The sequence below is a fragment of the Salinibaculum rarum genome (assembly GCF_030505615.1).
GTDB lineage: Archaea > Halobacteriota > Halobacteria > Halobacteriales > Haloarculaceae > Salinibaculum > Salinibaculum rarum.
In genome coordinates this window covers 580,696-599,049 of the sequence record NZ_CP129992.1, presented here as the reverse complement: position 1 = coordinate 599,049, position 18,354 = coordinate 580,696, and the positions used below count along the sequence as shown (strand labels likewise).

General features: G+C 62.4%; 12 protein-coding genes, 2 tRNA genes, 3 rRNA genes and 1 other RNA gene. 12 read left to right on the top strand and 6 right to left on the bottom strand.

Annotated features, from left to right (window positions below; all coding sequences use genetic code 11):
* Positions 1-626 precede the first annotated feature (626 nt).
* The 5 genes from QYL91_RS03300 (at position 627) to QYL91_RS03280 (ending at position 5,933) form a co-directional block, all read left to right on the top strand.
* A 16S ribosomal RNA gene (locus QYL91_RS03300) occupies positions 627-2,100 on the top strand.
* A gap of 118 nt (positions 2,101-2,218) precedes the next feature.
* Positions 2,219-2,290 (top strand) — tRNA-Ala (locus QYL91_RS03295).
* 287 nt (positions 2,291-2,577) lie between these two features.
* Positions 2,578-5,500: ribosomal RNA gene (locus QYL91_RS03290) — 23S ribosomal RNA — on the top strand.
* Positions 5,501-5,615: 115 nt separating this feature from the next.
* Positions 5,616-5,737, top strand: a 5S ribosomal RNA gene (rrf, locus tag QYL91_RS03285).
* Together the 16S, 23S and 5S rRNA genes with 2 tRNA genes alongside form the textbook arrangement of a ribosomal RNA operon.
* Before the next feature lie 120 nt (positions 5,738-5,857).
* Positions 5,858-5,933: transfer RNA gene (locus tag QYL91_RS03280), tRNA-Cys, on the top strand.
* A gap of 74 nt (positions 5,934-6,007) precedes the next feature.
* Here the strand turns inward: QYL91_RS03280 and QYL91_RS03275 are convergent.
* The 5 genes from QYL91_RS03275 to QYL91_RS03255 form a co-directional block, all read right to left on the bottom strand.
* Positions 6,008-6,751, bottom strand: coding sequence for an SDR family oxidoreductase (locus QYL91_RS03275; RefSeq protein ID WP_302081955.1), 744 nt, complete (start codon positions 6,749-6,751; stop codon positions 6,008-6,010).
* On the bottom strand, positions 6,748-7,572 hold the full coding sequence (gene thiM, locus QYL91_RS03270; RefSeq protein WP_302081954.1) for a hydroxyethylthiazole kinase: 825 nt from the start codon (positions 7,570-7,572) through the stop codon (positions 6,748-6,750). The genes QYL91_RS03275 and thiM overlap by 4 nt, the downstream gene beginning before the upstream one ends.
* Entirely contained in the window at positions 7,569-8,234 is a 666-nt protein-coding gene (gene thiE / locus QYL91_RS03265) for a thiamine phosphate synthase (protein WP_302081953.1), read from the bottom strand. The genes thiM and thiE overlap by 4 nt, the downstream gene beginning before the upstream one ends.
* Positions 8,235-8,298: 64 nt before the next feature.
* On the bottom strand, positions 8,299-9,621 hold the full coding sequence (locus tag QYL91_RS03260; protein WP_302081952.1) for an MFS transporter: 1,323 nt from the start codon (positions 9,619-9,621) through the stop codon (positions 8,299-8,301).
* A 24-nt stretch (positions 9,622-9,645) separates the two neighbouring features.
* The gene (locus tag QYL91_RS03255; RefSeq protein ID WP_302081951.1) at positions 9,646-10,995 is read right to left on the bottom strand and encodes a glycosyltransferase family 87 protein; all 1,350 of its coding nucleotides are present in this window, start codon (positions 10,993-10,995) and stop codon (positions 9,646-9,648) included.
* A 162-nt stretch (positions 10,996-11,157) separates the two neighbouring features.
* Here QYL91_RS03255 and rnpB point away from each other — a divergent pair.
* The 5 genes from rnpB (at position 11,158) to QYL91_RS03230 (ending at position 14,609) form a co-directional block, all read left to right on the top strand.
* Positions 11,158-11,486: RNase P RNA component (rnpB, locus tag QYL91_RS03250), an RNA gene on the top strand.
* 131 nt (positions 11,487-11,617) lie between these two features.
* Complete coding sequence (locus QYL91_RS03245; protein ID WP_302081950.1) at positions 11,618-11,893, top strand: WNWW family protein; 276 nt, start codon at positions 11,618-11,620, stop codon at positions 11,891-11,893.
* Positions 11,894-11,974: 81 nt separating this feature from the next.
* A complete protein-coding gene (locus QYL91_RS03240; protein ID WP_302081949.1) occupies positions 11,975-13,021 on the top strand; it encodes an ABC transporter substrate-binding protein in 1,047 nt (348 codons plus the stop codon).
* A complete protein-coding gene (locus tag QYL91_RS03235) occupies positions 13,014-13,811 on the top strand; it encodes an ABC transporter permease (protein ID WP_302081948.1) in 798 nt (265 codons plus the stop codon). Before QYL91_RS03240 ends, QYL91_RS03235 begins: the two co-directional genes overlap by 8 nt.
* A 6-nt stretch (positions 13,812-13,817) precedes the next feature.
* Positions 13,818-14,609, top strand: a complete 792-nt coding sequence (locus tag QYL91_RS03230; RefSeq protein WP_302081947.1) for an ABC transporter ATP-binding protein — start codon at positions 13,818-13,820, stop codon at positions 14,607-14,609.
* 15 nt (positions 14,610-14,624) lie between these two features.
* Here QYL91_RS03230 and QYL91_RS03225 read toward each other — a convergent pair whose 3' ends face one another.
* Positions 14,625-15,857, bottom strand: coding sequence for an MBL fold metallo-hydrolase (locus QYL91_RS03225; RefSeq protein ID WP_302081946.1), 1,233 nt, complete (start codon positions 15,855-15,857; stop codon positions 14,625-14,627).
* Positions 15,858-16,313: 456 nt separating this feature from the next.
* Between QYL91_RS03225 and QYL91_RS03220 the strand changes: the two genes are divergently transcribed.
* Both QYL91_RS03220 and QYL91_RS03215 read left to right on the top strand, forming a co-directional pair.
* Positions 16,314-17,030, top strand: a complete 717-nt coding sequence (locus QYL91_RS03220) for an SDR family NAD(P)-dependent oxidoreductase (protein ID WP_302081945.1) — start codon at positions 16,314-16,316, stop codon at positions 17,028-17,030.
* A gap of 97 nt (positions 17,031-17,127) precedes the next feature.
* Positions 17,128-18,354, top strand: a complete 1,227-nt coding sequence (locus tag QYL91_RS03215) for a TRAP transporter substrate-binding protein (protein WP_302081944.1) — start codon at positions 17,128-17,130, stop codon at positions 18,352-18,354.

The window sequence follows — 18,354 nt, the reverse complement described above, 5'->3', positions numbered from 1 at the left end:
AGCGACAGCGCTAGCTCCACAGGCCCAGGGACCTCTCTTTCTCAGTGGAACGTCCCCGATTCGAGAACCTGTCGACCACTCGGGAACGGCTCTGGGCGACATCTCTTGTTGAAACCCAGTGCATGTAATCGCATGACGTAGCGTCGGTCGTTCGACGGGCTTAAGTTTACCCTGCCGTTTGACTGTGATGCGAAGCGGCGCGGTGCCCGGGACGCTCCGGGCGTGGCCGACGTTCGATGCCCTTAAGTATAACAGGGCATTTCGAATGGAATGCGAACGGCCCGGCGCCGGTCGAATCCGGCGACGGGCAATCCGACGCCCTTAAGTGGAACAGGGCACTCCGGATTGACGCGAAGGAGGCCAGGTCGGAACGGCCGACCCGTGCCAGCTCGGACCGATGCCAACACGAAGGGTTTATACCCTTCTCTGGCATACAATCTGGTCCGAAGGAAATGAGGATTCCACCCCTGCGGTCCGCCGTATAGATGGGATCTGATGTTAGCCCTGATAGTTCGGTGACACTCGGTCGGTCGTCGACTCGACGTGTCGCTGAACCCCGATAGCTTACAACGCTAGTACACCATCATCATGGTGTACGCCCGCCACCCTCCCCATTCCGGGGAGACATTCCGGTTGATCCTGCCGGAGGCCATTGCTATCGGAGTCCGATTTAGCCATGCTAGTCGCACGAGTTCGTACTCGTGGCATATAGCTCAGTAACACGTGGCCAAACTACCCTATGGACAACAATAACCTCGGGAAACTGAGGCTAATAGTTGATACTGCTCTCATGCTGGAACAGCAGAGAGCGGGAAACGCTCCGGCGCCATAGGATGTGGCTGCGGCCGATTAGGTAGACGGTGGGGTAACGGCCCACCGTGCCTATAATCGGTACGGGTCATGAGAGTGAGAGCCCGGAGACGGTATCTGAGACAAGATACCGGGCCCTACGGGGCGCAGCAGGCGCGAAACCTTTACACTGCACGACAGTGCGATAGGGGGACTCCGAGTGCGAGGGCATACAGTCCTCGCTTTTCTGTACCCTAAGGTGGTACAGGAATAAGTGCTGGGCAAGACCGGTGCCAGCCGCCGCGGTAATACCGGCAGCACGAGTGATGGCCGATATTATTGGGCCTAAAGCGTCCGTAGCCGGCCAGACAAGTCCGTTGGGAAATCGACGTGCCTAACACGTCGGCGTCCAGCGGAAACTGTTTGGCTTGGGGCCGGAAGACTCGAGGGGTACGTCCGGGGTAGGAGTGAAATCCCGTAATCCTGGACGGACCGCCGATGGCGAAAGCACCTCGAGAGGACGGACCCGACGGTGAGGGACGAAAGCTAGGGTCTCGAACCGGATTAGATACCCGGGTAGTCCTAGCCGTAAACAATGCTCGCTAGGTGTGGCGCAGGCTACGAGCCTGCGCTGTGCCGTAGGGAAGCCGTGAAGCGAGCCGCCTGGGAAGTACGTCCGCAAGGATGAAACTTAAAGGAATTGGCGGGGGAGCACTACAACCGGAGGAGCCTGCGGTTTAATTGGACTCAACGCCGGACATCTCACCAGCACCGACAATGTGCAGTGAAGGTCAGTCTGATGCGCTTACTGGAGCCATTGAGAGGAGGTGCATGGCCGCCGTCAGCTCGTACCGTGAGGCGTCCTGTTAAGTCAGGCAACGAGCGAGACCCGCACTTCTAGTTGCCAGCAACACGTTCATCGTGGTTGGGTACACTAGGAGGACTGCCGCTGCTAAAGCGGAGGAAGGAACGGGCAACGGTAGGTCAGTATGCCCCGAATGTGCTGGGCAACACGCGGGCTACAATGGCCGAGACAATGGGAAGCCATCTCGAGAGAGAGCGCTAATCCCCTAAACTTGGTCGTAGTTCGGATTGAGGGCTGAAACCCGCCCTCATGAAGCTGGATTCGGTAGTAATCGCGTGTCATAAGCGCGCGGTGAATACGTCCCTGCTCCTTGCACACACCGCCCGTCAAAGCACCCGAGTGAGGTCCGGATGAAGCCATCATGCGATGGTTGAATCTGGGCTTCGCAAGGGGGCTTAAGTCGTAACAAGGTAGCCGTAGGGGAATCTGCGGCTGGATCACCTCCTAACGATCGGGACTGGGGCTTTGCCCCAGCCCACCTTTTGGCGCGGGGTTCGGCGACCACGTCACTCGGCGACCGTCCGAGCACCTATGAACTATCAGGGCTAACAGTATACGGCGGAAGGGCCCATAGCTCAGCGGCAGAGCGCCGCCTTTGCAAGGCGGAGGCCCTGGGTTCAAATCCCAGTGGGTCCATATCCCGTCCCCGACTGAAAGCGTGCCCCTTAAGTGGGGCAAGGCGATTCGTTCGGGTACGGAAAACCGATGCACCACTCCGTGCAAGCGCGAGTGGGAAGGGTTGATACACGCACCGTTCACCACGGGCGTGTATGTGAGACCGTGTGTACGTGCGATCCAGGCGTCCACTGGACTCGTTCATCGAGTCCCAACGACGTCGTGAGCTCGCTTTGCGAGCTCACAAGATTCGTGAGTCTCTACCCGGGACTCACAAATTCGCAAGCTCCGTGAGGAGCTTGCAACCACTCAAGTGGCTACTGTGCCACCTGGTGAATGGCTCGGCTCGGAAGCCGATGAAGGACGTGCCAAGCTGCGATAAGCCTAGGGGAGCCGCACGGAGGCGAAGAACCTAGGATTTCCGAATGGGAATCCCCACCGCAATTGCTTCGCGCAATGGGGAACGCCGGGAACTGAAACATCTTAGTACCGGCAGGAAGAGAAAGCGCAACGCGATATCGTTAGTAACCGCGAGTGAACGCGACACAGCTCAAACCGAAGCCTTCGGGCAATGTGGTGTATGGGCTGACAATCATCGCCGGAACCGTCTCAAGAAGTCTCCTGGAATGGAGCGCGAAACAGGGTGAAAGCCCCGTACTGAGGCCTACTATGGCGTGCGTCAGTTCCGGAGTAGCGGGGGTTGGAAATCCCTCGTGAATATGGCAGGCATCGACTGCTAAAGCTAAACACTCTCCGAGACCGATAGCGAACAAGTAGCGTGAGCGAACGCTGAAAAGTACCCTCCGAAGGGAGGTGAAATAGGGCCTGAACTCAGGTGGCGATGGAGCGACGGGGCATACAAGGTCCTGTGCAAAACGACCTGCCCGCGAGGGCACAGTAGAACGCACGGGAAGCCGATGTTCCGTCGTACGTTTTGAAAAACGAGCCAGGGAGTGTGTCTGTTTGACGAGTCTAACCCGTGTATCGGGGAAGGCGTAGGGAAACCAATATGGCCGCAGTGCTTTGCACCAGGGCCACCGTGTTCAAGCGCGGGGAGTCAAACGGGCACGACCCGAATCCGGACGATCTACGCGTGGGCAAGGTGAAGCGTGCCGAAAGGTGCGTGGAAGCCTGTTAGGGTTGGTGTCTTACAATACCCTCCCGTGACCTACGTGTAGGGGTGAAAGGCCCATCGAGTCCGGCAACAGCTGGTTCCAACCGAAACATGTCGAAGCATGACCTCTGCTGAAGTAGTTCGTGAGGTAGAGAGACTGATTGCCGTGTCCGCCCTCGAGAGAGGTCGGCGCGGCTGTCAAACTCCGAACTCACGGACGCTGTCGACGCAGGGAGTCCGGTGCGCGGGGTAAGCCTGTGTACCATGAGGGAGACAACCCAGAGTTAGGTTAAGGTCCTCAAGTGTGGACTAAGTGTAATCCTCTGAAGGTGGTCTCGAGCCCTAAACAGCCGGGAGGTGAGCTTAGAAGCAGCTACCCTCTAAGAAAAGCGTAACAGCTTACCGGCCGAGGTTCGAGGCGCCCAAAATGATCAGGACTCAAGTCCACCACCGAGACCTAACCGTGCCCGTCAAACGGCGGTCGCGTAGGTTGGCGTTCGGCGCGGATGGAAGCACGGGTGAGAACTCGTGTGGACCGCGTCGAAACGAAAATCCTGGCCGCAGTAGCAGCGAAAGTCGGGTGTGAATCCTGACGGCCGAAAGGGCAAGGGTTCCTCGGCACTGTTCGTCAGCCGAGGGTTAGCCGGTCCTAAGTCACATCGCAATTCGAGTGTGACAAAAGGGAAACTGGTTAATATTCCAGTGCCTTCACGCAGTAAACGCCGACGCCCTGGGGTCGACCGAGCCGGGCATTCGCCCGGCCGAACTGTCCAACTCCGTGGAAGCCGTAATGGCACGAAGCGGACGAACGGCAGGATAGGGAAACTCGGTTCAACCTGGGGCCCGTGAAAAGGCAAGCGTGGAGTCCGTACCGAGATCCGACACAGGTGCCCATGGCGGTGAAAGCCAAGGCCTGTCGGGATCAACCGACGTTAGGGAATTCGGCAAGTTAGTCCCGTAAGTTCGCGATAAGGGATGCCTGCTCGGGAAACGAGCAGGTCGCAGTGACTCGGACGCTCCGACTGTCTAGTAACAACATAGGTGACCGCAAATCCGCAAGGACTCGTACGGTCACTGAATCCTGCCCAGTGCGGGTATCTGAACACCTAGTACAATAGGACGAAGGACCCGTCAACGGCGGGGGTAACTATGACCCTCTTAAGGTAGCGTAGTACCTTGCCGCTTCAGTAGCGGCTTGCATGAATGGATTAACGAGAGCGTCACTGTCCCAACGTTGGGCCCGGTGAACCGTACGTTCCAGTGCGGAGTCTGGAGACCCCCAAGGGGAAGCGAAGACCCTATGGAGCTTTACTGCAGGCTGTCGCTGGGACGTGGTCGCTAATGTGCAGAGTAGGTAGGAGCCGTTACACAGGTACCCGCGCTAGCGGGCCACCGAGGCAGACATGAAACACTACCCGTTAGTGACTGCGACCCTCACTCCGGGAGGAGGACACCGATAGCCGGGCAGTTTGACTGGGGCGGTACGCGCTTGAAAAGATATCGAGCGCGCCCCAAGGCCATCTCATCCGGGACGGAGACCCGGAGAAGAGCGCAAGAGCAAAAGATGGCTTGACAGTGTTCTTCCCAACGAGGAACGCTGACGCGAAAGCGTGGTCTAGCGAACTTTTGCGCCCGCTTGATGCGGGCCAAAAATGACAGAAAAGCTACCCTAGGGATAACAGAGTCGTCACTCGCAAGAGCACATATCGACCGAGTGGCTTGCTACCTCGATGTCGGTTCCCTCCATCCTGCCCGTGCAGAAGCGGGCAAGGGTGAGGTTGTTCGCCTATTAAAGGAGGTCGTGAGCTGGGTTTAGACCGTCGTGAGACAGGTCGGCTGCTATCTATTGGGGGTGTTATGGTGCCTGACGGGAACGACCGTATAGTACGAGAGGAACTACGGTTGGTGGCCACTGGTGTACCGGTTGTTCGAGAGAGCACTGCCGGGCAGCTACGCCACACGGGGTAACGGCTGAACGCATCTAAGCCGGAAACCCACCTGGAAAAGAGGCACCGCTGAGGTCTCTCGTAGAAGACGAGTTCGATAGACTCGGGGTGTACGCACCGAGGTAACGAGGTGTTTAGCCCGCGAGAACTAACTGACCGAAGCCACCATTCATACGTACTGGGACTCATTGAACGAGTCCAGGCGCAAACTGGATCGCACGTACACATGATTGTCACCAACCGACGCATGGAGCATCGATTGTGGTTCGAGTCCACAAGTCGGCGTTAAGGCGGCCATAGCGGCGGGGCAACACCCGTACCCATCCCGAACACGGAAGTTAAGCCCGCCTGCGTTCCGGCGAGTACTGGAGTGCGTGAGCCTCTGGGAAATCCGGTTCGCCGCCTCCATTCATATCGCGGTGGGATTTTCCACCGCAGTCATTCACCCTCGAACAGTGCCAACGCTGTTCGGGGGTTTTTGTCGTATATCGGCACCCTTAAGCGCGCAAATCAAGTAGACGCGAATGCGCCAAGGTGGCAGAGTCTGGCCGAACGCGTCCGCCTGCAGAGCGGATCATCCCCGGTTCAAATCCGGGCCTTGGCTTGAACAAAACTCGCCGAGAGGCATCACCGGTGGGAACGCTGAATTACCGTCGTTCGTGGGAGTGCCGTCCAGTTTCAGAACCGCTCGTAGATGTCACGACGGAAGAGGTCGAGTTCGGTAATCGCACCGGGTGCGTCCTGATCGAGTGCAGTGACGATAGTCTCGGCGACGTCGGCCGCACTGAGCGCGTCGTCGTCGGCAAGTAACTCGCTGTTTGGCTGTTCGCGCGTCTCCCGACCGAACGATGTGGTGACGCCAGTGGGGTTGACAAGCGAGACGGCGACGCCGTCGGGGCCGACACGGCCGGCGACACTCTGTGCGAAGCCACGGAGCCACCACTTCGAGGCGGCATAGATCGGCGTCGACGTGCTGGGGTATTTGCCTTTGTAACTCCCGACGAAGACGAGTGAGCCAGTGGTCTCGCGGAGCGGGTCGAGGACGGCGCGGGTCGTGTAGAACGCGCCGTCGATGTTGGTCGCACGGACAGTTCTGTACTCGTCGAGCGACAGCTCTGTCAGTGGGACGTTTCGCCGTTCGCCGGTCCCAGCGTTGACGACCACCGCGTCGAGGCGGCCGAATCGTTCCAGTGTCGTCTCGACGAGTGCCTGCACCGCGTCGGGGTCGGTCACGTCTGTCGGGACCGCGTGCGCTGCCCCATCGGTCGTCTCCTCGATGTCGTTGGCGACCGTCCGGAGCTGGTCGCCACTGCGCGCGGCGAGAACGACAGTAGCGCCGTCGGTAGCGAGGCGGCGGGCAGTTGCTGCACCGATGCCACGGCTGGCTCCGGTAATCAATGCGACGCGGTCGCGGGTCGTCATTCGGCGGTGAGCACGCGTTCGACGCGGGTGTCGCCGTCGTCGTGGTCGGTTTCGGCGAGGCCGGCGACGGCGTCTTTGAACGCGACGTTGTAGCTGCCGGGGCCGTGGACGTCGCCAAACTCACCTTCGGCGGCGGCTTCGCCGGCGAGACCGAAGGCAACCGTCCCGGCGAGGGCGGCGCGTTCGGCGTCGTCGATTGCACCGGCGAAGGTGGCGACACTCGCACCGAGCATACAGCCGGTGCCGACGACGGTCCCCATGTCCGGGTGGCCGGCAGTCACTTCGTAGGCGGCGTCGGCGGTCGCGACGAGGTCAGTCTCGCCCGAGGCGACGACGACGGTGTCGTATTTCTGTGCGCAGGCGACGGCAGTCGTCGCGATGTCGCTGTAGTCGCCGACGGACTCGACGCCCCGAACGTCGGCGTCTTCGCCGGCCAGGGCGGTAATCTCGGCGTAGTTGCCCTTGATGATGGCGACGTCGATTTCGCTGGCGAGTCGCTCGGCGACGCGGTCGCGGGTCGGTGTCGCGCCGACGCCGACGGGGTCCAGTACGACGGGCACGCCGTGGCTGTTGGCGGATTCGCCGGCTTCGACCATGGTCGCTTCACCTTCCTCGCTGACGGTACCCATGTTGAGCAGGCAGGCCTGTGCGCCGGCGACCATATCGCCGACCTCCCGCTCGTCGTCGGACATGACGGGGAGGCCACCCCAGTGGAGGATGACCTGTGCGACGTCGTTGACGGTGACGTTGTTGGTGACGGCGTTGACGAGTGGCGATGCATCAGTGACGGCAGCGAGGTCGGACGTGAGGTCGATTGTCATTGGTGTGTTTCCGTGGTTGTTGTGGCTCGTTCGTGTCCCGATGCAACTGCGTCGGCGAGGTCGCGGGTGGCCCCTTCGGGGTCGTCGGCCTCCGTGATGGCGGTGATGACGGCGACGCCGTCTGCGCCGGCTGCGGCCACGTCGGCGGCGTTGTCGGGCGTGATGCCACCGATTCCGACGAACGGGATGTCGACGGCGGCGTCGATAGCCCGGACCCGGTCCAGCCCGATTGCCAACTCTTCGTCGGGGATATCGTCTTTCGACCCGGTGGCAAAGACCGCGCCGACACCCAGGTAGTCCGCGCCCGCGCGCTCGGCCTCGCGTGCGGCCTCGACGGTCGAGACCGAGCGGCCGATGATAGCGTCCGCACCGAGGAGCGCGCGTGCGTCTTCGACAGGCAGGTCGTCGTCGCCGAGGTGGACGCCGTCGGCGTCGGCAGCGAGTGCGATGTCCACGCGGTCGTTGACGACGAGCGAGACGCCGGCCTCGGCGGTCGGCCCGCGGAGGTCCCGTGTGACGGCGAGGCGTTCGCGTGCGCTGGCGTGTTTCTCGCGGACCTGCACCATGTCGATGCCGCCGGCGAGTGCAGCGTCGACGATGGCCTGTGTCGACCGGCCCGCGGAGAGGTCTGTCTGTGTGACGAGGTACGTTCCGAGGTCCATCTGCTCCACTATTGGGTGTACTGGGCTTTACCACTGGTGATTATTAACGACTGGTCGACAGCTCTCACCGGTACGCCTCGAACTCCGTCCCGACCAGCAGGAAGTAGCCGGTGCCGACGACCCCGACGGCCGAGGCGAGGGTGAAGGCGACTTCGGGACTGACAGCCTGCCAGATAGCACCCCCGAGTGCGGCGCTGGGGATGACGACGGCGTTGCGAAGCAGGTAGTACGCACCCGTGACGCGCCCGCCGGCGTCTCGCTTGGCAGGGCCGACGATGAGTGCCTTGTGAGCGGGGAGACCGGCAAAGCGCAGCCCGGAGAAGGCAAAGAGTACCCCGACGACGAGCGGGTCCGCGGGCGCGAACACGAGCAGGACGGGAAAGACGGCGTAGACGGCAAAGCCGATGGCGACGACCGGTTTGAGTCCCGTTCGCTCGGCGAGTCGGGCGACGGGGTACATCGAGAGCAGTGCCATGGCCATCTCGACGGAGAGCAAGACGCCAAAGAGGACCTCGGGACTGAGGTAGATGCCGGCGACGGTCGCGTCGACTTCGAGCAGTTCGGTGACGACGATGATGAAAAAGACGTAGACCATTCCGTTGGCAAAGCGAACGAGCGTGTCAGCGACCAGCAGCGGGCGAAGCGTCTCCGGAAGTTCGTGGAGGTCGCGGCGAATCTGGTGGATGCCGTCGAATTCGTCGCCGACGGTGTCTTCACTGGCGTCGTAGCGGAAATGCTGGATTGCGGTCGCGACGGCGCCGAAGACGGTTGCCACGGCGAGGACGTACAGAAAGCCCGGCAGCAGTTCGTTCCCGCCGAAGTAGAGGAGCCCGGCGGCTCCGGCCGGCCCGAGCAGAAATGCGGTGCGGCGGAAGGTCTCGGTGCTGGCAAAGCCCCGGGCCAACTGAGTGTCGGGGACGCTCTGTTTGACGATAGCGAAGGTCGCACCGAGGCCGAGTGACTTCCAGGCCTGGGCGAGAAAGAGCCCGGCGAAAATCCAGATCCACGGCTCGACAGTGACCCCGGCAACGTCGATGGGGCCGACCAGCGGGGCGACGAGCCAGAACAGAAAGCCAAGCGTCGAGAGGACGCCAAAGAGCGTGAGCGCGCTCCGCGACCCGATGCGGTCGGAAATGGCCCCGCCGGGATAGGGGTAGACCGCGCCGATGATGTTCCCGACGGTGCCGTAGAGGCCGACGAGAAAGGGCGTCGCGCCGAGTGCCAGCAGATACTGGGGGAGATACCGACTTGTCATCTGGAAGCCAAGCGAGAACGCAAACATCGCCGCCGACAGCACCACCACGTCGCGCGGGAGCGCAAGCGCCTGTCGGAACGCGTCGAACGGGTCCGCCGTGTCACCTGCGCGCTCGTCGACGGAATCGTCCATTGTCGGTGACAGGGTGGGGACTCCCTAAAGCGTATCTCGACTGCGCGCGGTCCGCAGGGCGGCGACGATTCGGGAGTCGGTCGCCCGGAGTTTGTACCACGCACAGCCAGCGAGTGCGAGCGCCAGCCCCAGTGTCTGTGGCGTTGTCACGCTGAAGACGGCGACGGCAGGGCCGGCCAGGGGGTCCGGTAGGCCGCCGACCGACGAGACGACCGTCTCGGGAGTTTCACCGACTGAGAACAACAGTGCGCCGGCGAGAAAGGCGCCGCGACCGGGACCCGTCCGCCAGACGTACGCGAGCGCGACGAGCGGCAGAAAGACCAGGACGGCGTACCACCGCAGCGAGGGGAGCACGAGCACGGTCACGACCGTCGTCGCGAATATCGCCATCAGTCGCTCGGTCTGGCCGTCGATGTCGACGTAGAAAAACGCCACTGCACCTGCACAGACCGCCACGGAGAGGACGACGAGTTCACTGTACGTGGCTTCGGGCCGAACCGCCCAGAGTAGATGCGAGAGCGGTCGCTGGACGGTCATGTACGCGAAGCCGTCGACCGGGTAGCCGCCGACGAACTCGGCGGTTCGCGAGCGCTCGCCCGGGACCACCCTGAAGTAGTACCGCGTCAGGTCCAGTCCGAACAGGGCGACGCCGGCGAGGAGACCGGCCGTCCCCGTCAGGAGTGCCGCCCCGGTCGCTCGCCACTGTCGGTCCCGGAGGAGCCACAGACCCACGAGCGCTGGGAAGACCTTGAACAGCGCCGCGAGCGAAAAGACGACGCCAGCGAGGGTCTCCCGATGGGCGGACAGCGCCCAGAAGCCGACGACGAAGGCGACTCCGAGCAGGATGTTGATGTTGCCATAGTAGATGCTCCCGAAGGCGTGCGTCGAGAGGACAAACAGCGCGAACACGAACGCGACGTCGACCCAGCCAAGTTCGTGGCCGAACGATTCGACGTAGTCGACCAGCACCCACGCGCCGACGGCGGCCGCGAGCACGGAGATGGCGGTAAAGAGCGCGAAGCCGCTCGTCCACCCGAGTGCCGTGAACGGGTACCACGCGAGGACCGTAATCGGCGGATAGAGGTACTCGAACACGGCCTGGCCGGGTGGATGGGCCGTATAGAAGTTCTCGCCGGCCATCGCGGCCTCGGCCGCGACGTGGTAGACGTGGTAGTTGACGCCCATCAGACTCTCCGGGTCCCAGGTCGTCAGCCCGATGTACGGATTGTCGTAGTAGGAGTCGAGTCCGAACGGGAGCGTTGCGAGCACGACGAGCCACGCCCCGAGATGTGTGTCTGCGACCAGCGGGCGGCGGCGGACCCAGTCGAGCGGGCGCGGGGGACGCATATGGATGTCTGTCTCTCTCGCTTGCATAGTATCTTTCCTCGCACAGCTGTCGGCACACGTCCGCTGGGAAGTCTCGTCGGCTGTGGTCGATGTTTTCCGTTTCGACCGTCGTGACGTCGGTGACAGTGCTGCCGTGGCTGGTCCCCGACGACCGAACGGCTTAGGGCGCGGGACCGATTACGAGCCGATGGCAGAGGGAGCCTGGCCCCCGTGAGCGTGCTCATCGAGCACGCTCATGAGGAAAGTCCCCCCACCGTCCGAGCAGGCGACCGGGTGCAAACCCGGGGCGGGAGACCGTCGGCTCTGGAACAGAAACGACACGGCGCCGCCTGACCGATGAGGCGCGCGAACCCGCCCCGCAAGGGGCGGGGAGACCCCGCCGAGGGGCGATGGCGGCGAATCGATGGAACGGCGAATCCTCGCCGGTGCAAGTCCGGACCACAAGGTAGCTCGGACACATGGTTCGGACGCTCAGCCGAATGCCGGGCCGAACAGAAGGGGGCTTACTCCCCTCAGCCACGTCTCACACCGTGAGCGGCGGGTCTCTCCAGTGACTCTCTGACAGATGCCCTCACCACTTTGCCTGTGTCTCAGATTGGGCCCTGCCGTCGGAGACAGCTTCAAGGCCGTGTGTGTCATGACGTCGCACATGGACCGGGACGAACTCGAACGCGAACTCGAGGTGGCGTTTGGCGACGACCAGCAGACACGACGGGCCATCTCCCGCCAAGCCCGTGACCTGGCAGACTCGGGGCGTATCCAGGCTGATTTTGACTACCAGCTAACCGTCGATGCCGTCGTCGACCACCTGTCCGACGCACCGGACGACCACACGCTCGTCGAGCGGTGGAACTGGTGGGTCGGCTCGCTGGACCTCTCTGAGGGTGGCTACCAGCGCTTCCACGTCCGTCCAGACATCGTCTGAAACGGCGCTACTGCCGTCATAGACCGCGGCAAGTCTCGCTCAGGGGGGAGGTGTTTTTTCCGACCACCGCATTCCGTTGGCATGGAACAGCCTCTCTCTCGCCGTCGGCTTCTCCAGACAACCGGTGCCGGAATGGCCGCTCTCACGACGGGTACCGCCGGCTGTCTCGGATTCGGTGGCTCTTCCTCGGATTCGCTCACGCTGGGAACGCTCAACGTCTTCCCGATGATGCAGTATTTCGTCATCGACCAGCAGGGCTGGTACGACGAACTCGACACGGACATCGAGGTCAAGACCTTCGGCGGCGGGCCGCCGCTGGTACAGGCGTACGCGTCGGGGAATCTCGACCTCGCGTACGTGGGCATCAGTCCCGGTCTCGTCGCCATCGCCAACGGCGTCGCCTCGAAGGTCGTCGCGGCGAACGTCCTCGAACCGAACGTCATGGTCGGCAGCAGCGAGTTCCGGTCGTACTGGAACGACCACGGCGCGGACGCCTTCCAGCGGTTCCGTAACGACAAGGGGCGCAAACCGCGCTTTGCGACGCTGCCCTCCGGGTCGACGCCCGACGTGTTCCTCCGCTACTGGATTACGGAAGTGCTCGGCCTGAGCCTCGACGTCGTGGAGATCTCCGGCCAGAGCCCGAGCGCACTGCAGTCGACGCTGTCGACGGGCAACGCCGACGCCGGCAGCGCCATCGAGCCGATTCCGACGGCGCTCCAGGAGAACCCCGACACGGACATGGAGCCGTTCAAATATGCCGGCGACATCATGCCCGGCCAACCGGGCGCGGTGCTCCAGCCGTCACAGTCGCTCGTCGACGACGACCCGGAACTGGTCCGCAACCTCGTCGAGATTCACATCCGCGCGACGGAGTTCATCACGGAGAATCGTCAAGAGGCCGCCGACATGGCGAGTTCGGTCGTCGGGTCGGACATCCTCTCCCAGAGCGTTGCGACGAAGGCAATCAACTCGCCGGCCTCGACGTTCATCTCGGACCCACATCGCATCGTCGAGAAGTCGCTCGTGTACAACGAGTTCCACCAGCAACTCGGCTCGGTCGACGACGACCTCTCGGAAGACGACGTCTTCGACCATAGCTTCTACGACGAGGTGAGCGGGGGTGAGTAACGTCGAACCGGAGACGTTCGACGTCTTCGGGACAGACGCTTTCCAAATCGGAAAGCTCCGAAATCTGGCCCTTCAGCTGGGCTCGCTCGCTGTCTTCGTCGGCCTCTGGTGGGGGATGGCACTCGTCACGCCGCGAACGCTGTTGCCGCGGCCGCCTGCGGTCCTCGACGTGCTCGTCCAGGACATCAGTTCCGGGCAGATGTTCGTGCTCATCCTCCAGAGTCTGGGCCACTACATCCCCGGTCTGCTCATCGGCTCGGCGCTGGGCATGGCCGTCGGCGTGCTCGTCGGCTGGTCGTCGCTGGCCGAACAGACCGTCGGCACCGTCGCCGGCCTGCTGCGACCGGTCCCGCCGCTGGCGTGGATTCCGTTCGCTATCATCTGGTTCGGGCTCAACGACCGCGGTGCCGCCTTCATCATCGCAATCGTCGCCTTCTGGATCAACTACTACAACGCCGAGAGCGGCGTCCGTGACGTCGACCAGAGCCTGCTCGAAGTCGGGCAGTCGCTCGGGACGAAATCCGACCTCGGACTCATCCGCCGTATCGTCTTGCCCTCGGCGACGCCGGAGCTTTTCACCGGATTCCGCACTGCGGCCGGGCAGGCGTGGATGGTGATGGTCGCGGCCGAACTCCTCGGTGTCCCCGGCATCGGGAAACACCTCTGGGACGCCGCGAACTTCCTGCAGATGCCCGTCGTCATCGCCTACATGCTCGTCATCGGCGTGCTCTTCTTGCTCTCGGACAGACTCATCAAACTCGTCGAAACGCGCGTTCTGAACTGGCGGTGACTCGATATGGGAACAGAACCAACCAGCGCACACAGCACCGACACGCCGGAAATCGCCGTCGACCGCGTCTCGAAGACCTATCAGAGCGAGCGGGGTGCCGTTCGGGCACTCGACGACGTGGACTTCGACGTGCAGGCCGGCGAGTTCGTCTCCATCGTCGGCCCTTCCGGCTGTGGGAAATCGACCGCCTTCCGCATCATCGCCGGACTGGAATCACCCACCGAGGGCGACGTCTGCGTCGGCGGCACGCCGGTCACCGGACCCGGCCCCGACCGGGGGATGGTCTTCCAGGACGACGCGCTCTTCCCGTGGCGGACGGTGGCGAAAAACGTCGCCTACGGACTCGAAGAAGTCGGCCCGCCAGAGGGTTCGACCATCGACGAGCGCGTCGACTACTGTCTTGACCTCGTCGGTCTCTCTGAGAAAGCCGACGCCTTCCCGAAGGAGCTTTCCGGCGGGCAGCGCCAGCGTGTGGGAATCGCGCGGGCGCTCGCGGTCGACCCCCCGATTCTCCTGATGGACGAACCCTTCGGCAGCGTCGACGCCCGGACGAAGACGACGCTGCACCGCGAACTCCTCGATATCTGGATGGAGACCGAGAAGACCATCTGTTTCGTGACCCACGACATCGAGGAAGCGGTCTACCTCTCGGACCGCATCGTCGTCTTCTCTGGCGGGCCGGGCACTGTCTTAGACGAGATACCGGTCCCGCTCGACCGCCCGCGCGACCGCACCGGTGACGCGTTTACCGACATCAAAGCCGACGTGCTCGCATATTTCGAGGGCGAAGAGAACTAACGGACTGCGGTGTGCTCAGACCGAGACGGTGTCGCCAATCCCCGGCGCGCTCGTCTCGAATCCCTCTCCGCGGAGTTCGTCTGCGAACTGTTCACAGCGGTCGCCGTGATTGACCAGTATCGGGGTGTCGCGATAGGACTCGAGAAACGAGCGCAGACCATCTTGGTCGGTATGCGCGGAGAAGTCGTATTGCTCTACCTGCGCACTGATCGGCATCACTCGACCATCGATCTCCGCACGCCCGGTCTCCAGTAACTCTCGCCCGGGTGTTCCCTCAACCTGGTACCCCGTCATAGCTATCTTGTTGACTGGCCGGCCACGAATCGCCGGAATGTACGTCATTGCTGGGCCCCCAGAAAGCATACCGCTAGTGGTGATGATAGCCACATTCTTTTCGGCAATCCGTTTGCGTTGCCCATCTCTCCCGGTGACGAATCGAGCATGTGACTTTGCTCGCCGAAGTGCCTCCCCATCACGGAGGAAGGCCGGATACTGGCGAAGCGTCTCAGTCACCTGCTTGCCCATCCCGTCGACGTAACAGGGGATGTCGTGCGCCTCACAGATCAGCATCATCTCCTGCGTACGCCCGATTGCAAAGGCAGGAATGACAACCGTGCCCCCCTCCCACAAGGTCGTTCTGACACTCGTGGCAAACTGCTCTTCCAGGTCTTCTCTATTTCCGTGCGTGACATCGGAATACGTGCTCTCACAGACGACCACGTCCGCGGCAGGCCGAGCGGTCGTTCCTGCGACGAGTCGCTGATCCTCGGTGTGAAAATCGCCCGTGTACAGTAGTCGTATGTCTCCATCGTCAATCAGCACATGCGCGCTCCCGGGGATGTGGCCGGCATTATAGAAGGTGATCTGGTGATCTGCCGCTTCGAATGTCTCACGGTAGCCGTGTGTTTCGGAAACCTGGGTGACGCGTTTGATTTCTTCTTCGGTGAACGGACAATTGTACGTACCGCCATGGAGCTTGAGCGTATCACGAGCGAGTGTGAGCGCGAGTTCGCGCGTGGGCGGCGTCCAGTGGATCGGTGGTCGATCATCGCCTGAGAGGAGCGATGGGAGCGCCCCGACATGATCGAGATGGCCGTGACTGGCGACGACTGCGTCGGGACTGGGCGATTCCACGGGAAACTGTGGTGGGGTGGCGCTTTTCATTCCGTAATCCAGCAGGAGAGAACCGTTGACGAGAACAGCACTACGCCCAACCTCCTCAGCCCCACCCAGAAACCGAATGTCCATTTGAGATGACTATGCTTGGGGACTGTTTGGATGCGTCGGAATAGTCGTAGCAAACCTACTTACTGCTATCTGTCTGAGCGAGAAAATCCAGTCCAAGACCGACAACGTCTCCGCGGCCGCCGAGGAACAGGCCGCGGAACTGAACGAGGTCACCGAGCGAGCCAACGACCTCCAGCGGTACGCCCAGTCGCTCCGTGACATCCTCGACTGCTTCGAGACTGATACGGATTGCTGTAACTTTTTACCGGGACAACCGCACGCAATCGTGCAGTCGATCCGGTACAGGCTTACAGCAATCCGTATGAAGCCGAACACAAGTTCGATTTCTCGGTCGGTCCGACCGGCAGCGGCGGTCCGGCCGGCGGGAGCGAAGAGGAAAAAGAGGAAGCCGCCGACTCCTGTTTCGACGCGCTCGGTCCGTGGACTGTTTTCTGTCTTCGACCCGAACGACCGACGATGACGCGTACTGCACTCGTCACTGGCGCCAGCGGCGGCATCGGAAGGGCGACGGCACGGAACCTCGGGGCTGACCACGACGTGGTCGTCCACTACAACAGCGACCAGGAGAGCGCCGAGGCTGTCGCGGCCGACGTCCGAGACCAAGGGCAGGACGCTCTCGTCGCTCAGTGTGACGTCAGCGACCCCGAAGCGGTCACGGCGATGGTCGAGGACGTACGCGAGCAACTCGGCGCTATCGACGCCCTCGTCAACAACGCCGCCGTGTTGCACGAGGCACCGCTTGAAGAGGCCGACGACGAGACGATTCAACAGACCCTCCGTGTCAACCTCGAAGGAGCAGTCTACTGTACCCGTGCCGTGCTGCCTGCCATGCGCAAACAGGGCGAGGGACGGATTGTCAACATCTCCTCGACCGCCGGGACGGACGGGAGTCCGACCGACGTGGCCTACGGCGCGTCGAAGAGCGGGCTTCTCGGTCTCACAAAGTCACTGGCGAAACAGTACACCGAGGACGGTATCCGCACGAACGCCGTCGCACCGGGGCCGGTCAAGACGGAGATGTTCGCGGAAGAGCGACGCCCCGACGTGCGGGACATCTCACCGCTGGACCGTCTGGTCGAACCCGACGAGGTAGCTGAGGCCGTCCGGACCTTCGCCACGACGTCTGCGATGACCGGCCAGACGCTCGTCGTCGACGGCGGCATCCGTCTCTGAGCCGCCGGGCCGTTTTGCGGTTCGCGTGACTCGTTCACGGGGACCGATATCACGAGAAACCACGGCTTTCTTGAGGCTCAGTCGATGGAAACCGACCGTGTCTGACACAACAGCGCCGGGTATCTCCCGACGGAGGTATCTCAGTGGTATCGGTGTCGCAGGTACTGTCGGTCTCGCCGGGTGTCTCAGTGGCATCAGAAACGGAGGTGGGGAGTCCTCGAGCACGTTCAAGTACGGGACTGTCGGCTCCGAGAGCGCCAACGGCATGGGCAACGTTGACCCGTACGGTGCCTGGACGCTTGCCGACCGACTGGCGGAGAAGTCCGATGGCGACGTGAAAATGGACATCATCGGTGACTCGCAAGTCTGTGGCGAGTCGGACTGCATCGGGAAGATCCGCAACGACATCGTCCAGGCGGGCACGACCTCGGTCGGGAACACGACGAAGTTCTCGCCGGAGAACAACATCTGGGCGCTGCCGTACCTGTTCCCGCCGGACAACCGCGCCGCACTCTCGTATGGCATCTTCAGCGAGACGGCGTGGAAGCGGTTCTGGGTCCCCTTCGCCAAGCAGTACAACTACGTTCCGTTCATCGGCTATCCGGCCCAGCATCGGGTCATCCACATCGGCCAGTCCGGTGCGAAACAGGTCGACGGGGAGCGCGTCACCACGCCCGACCAGATAGAGGGAATGGATATTCGCCGGACTGTCTCTCGAATTCCCGCGAAGGCAATCACCGAGTGGGGTGGCACCCCCGTCAAGGTCAGCTGGGGTGATGCCATTCAGGGGCTCAAATCGGGCCTCATCGGCGGTATGGAGACGTGGCTGACGAACGTCGCTGCTTACGGAATGCTTCCCTCGCTCGACCAAACCGTGCTGAATAACTGGTCGCTCGGCATCGAGATGAGCTGGGCCAACGTCGACTGGCTCAAGAGCCTCTCCGACGAGCACCGGTCGCTCGTCGCTCAGGAGAGTGAACGGGTCACAGAAGAACTCGTCCACAACACCGAGGAGGTCATCGCCGACCGCGCCGGTGCCGTCCAAGAACCGCCCGAGGGAACGGACTACGGAAAAAGCAATATCAAGGTCAACGTTCCGTCCGAAAGCGAACTCGAGCAGTGGAAAGACGCCACCGCCTACAAGCGAAACTCCGACCTCTACAGCAAGACTTTCGAGCAGGCCGGCACCCTGCTGGGAGGTCCCGACGCGGCGCGGGACTTCGTGGACAGTATCTACGAACTGACTCGGAGTTCGTCGGCTCCCGAATCGACTGCGGACTTCACCCTCACGTCCTGGTGGGACGACCACCTCGACGAAATCTAA

What these genes read in the sequence shown, in the direction of transcription:
- QYL91_RS03275 (WP_302081955.1), bottom strand. Translation starts at nt 6,751, where the DNA reads ATGACGACCCGCGACCGCGTCGCATTGATTACCGGAGCCAGCCGTGGC.
- thiM (WP_302081954.1), bottom strand. Translation starts at nt 7,572, where the DNA reads ATGACAATCGACCTCACGTCCGACCTCGCTGCCGTCACTGATGCATCG.
- thiE (WP_302081953.1), bottom strand. Translation starts at nt 8,234, where the DNA reads ATGGACCTCGGAACGTACCTCGTCACACAGACAGACCTCTCCGCGGGC.
- QYL91_RS03260 (WP_302081952.1), bottom strand. Translation starts at nt 9,621, where the DNA reads ATGGACGATTCCGTCGACGAGCGCGCAGGTGACACGGCGGACCCGTTC.
- QYL91_RS03255 (WP_302081951.1), bottom strand. Translation starts at nt 10,995, where the DNA reads ATGCAAGCGAGAGAGACAGACATCCATATGCGTCCCCCGCGCCCGCTC.
- QYL91_RS03245 (WP_302081950.1), top strand. Translation starts at nt 11,618, where the DNA reads ATGGACCGGGACGAACTCGAACGCGAACTCGAGGTGGCGTTTGGCGAC.
- QYL91_RS03240 (WP_302081949.1), top strand. Translation starts at nt 11,975, where the DNA reads ATGGAACAGCCTCTCTCTCGCCGTCGGCTTCTCCAGACAACCGGTGCC.
- QYL91_RS03230 (WP_302081947.1), top strand. Translation starts at nt 13,818, where the DNA reads ATGGGAACAGAACCAACCAGCGCACACAGCACCGACACGCCGGAAATC.
- QYL91_RS03225 (WP_302081946.1), bottom strand. Translation starts at nt 15,857, where the DNA reads ATGGACATTCGGTTTCTGGGTGGGGCTGAGGAGGTTGGGCGTAGTGCT.
- QYL91_RS03220 (WP_302081945.1), top strand. Translation starts at nt 16,314, where the DNA reads ATGACGCGTACTGCACTCGTCACTGGCGCCAGCGGCGGCATCGGAAGG.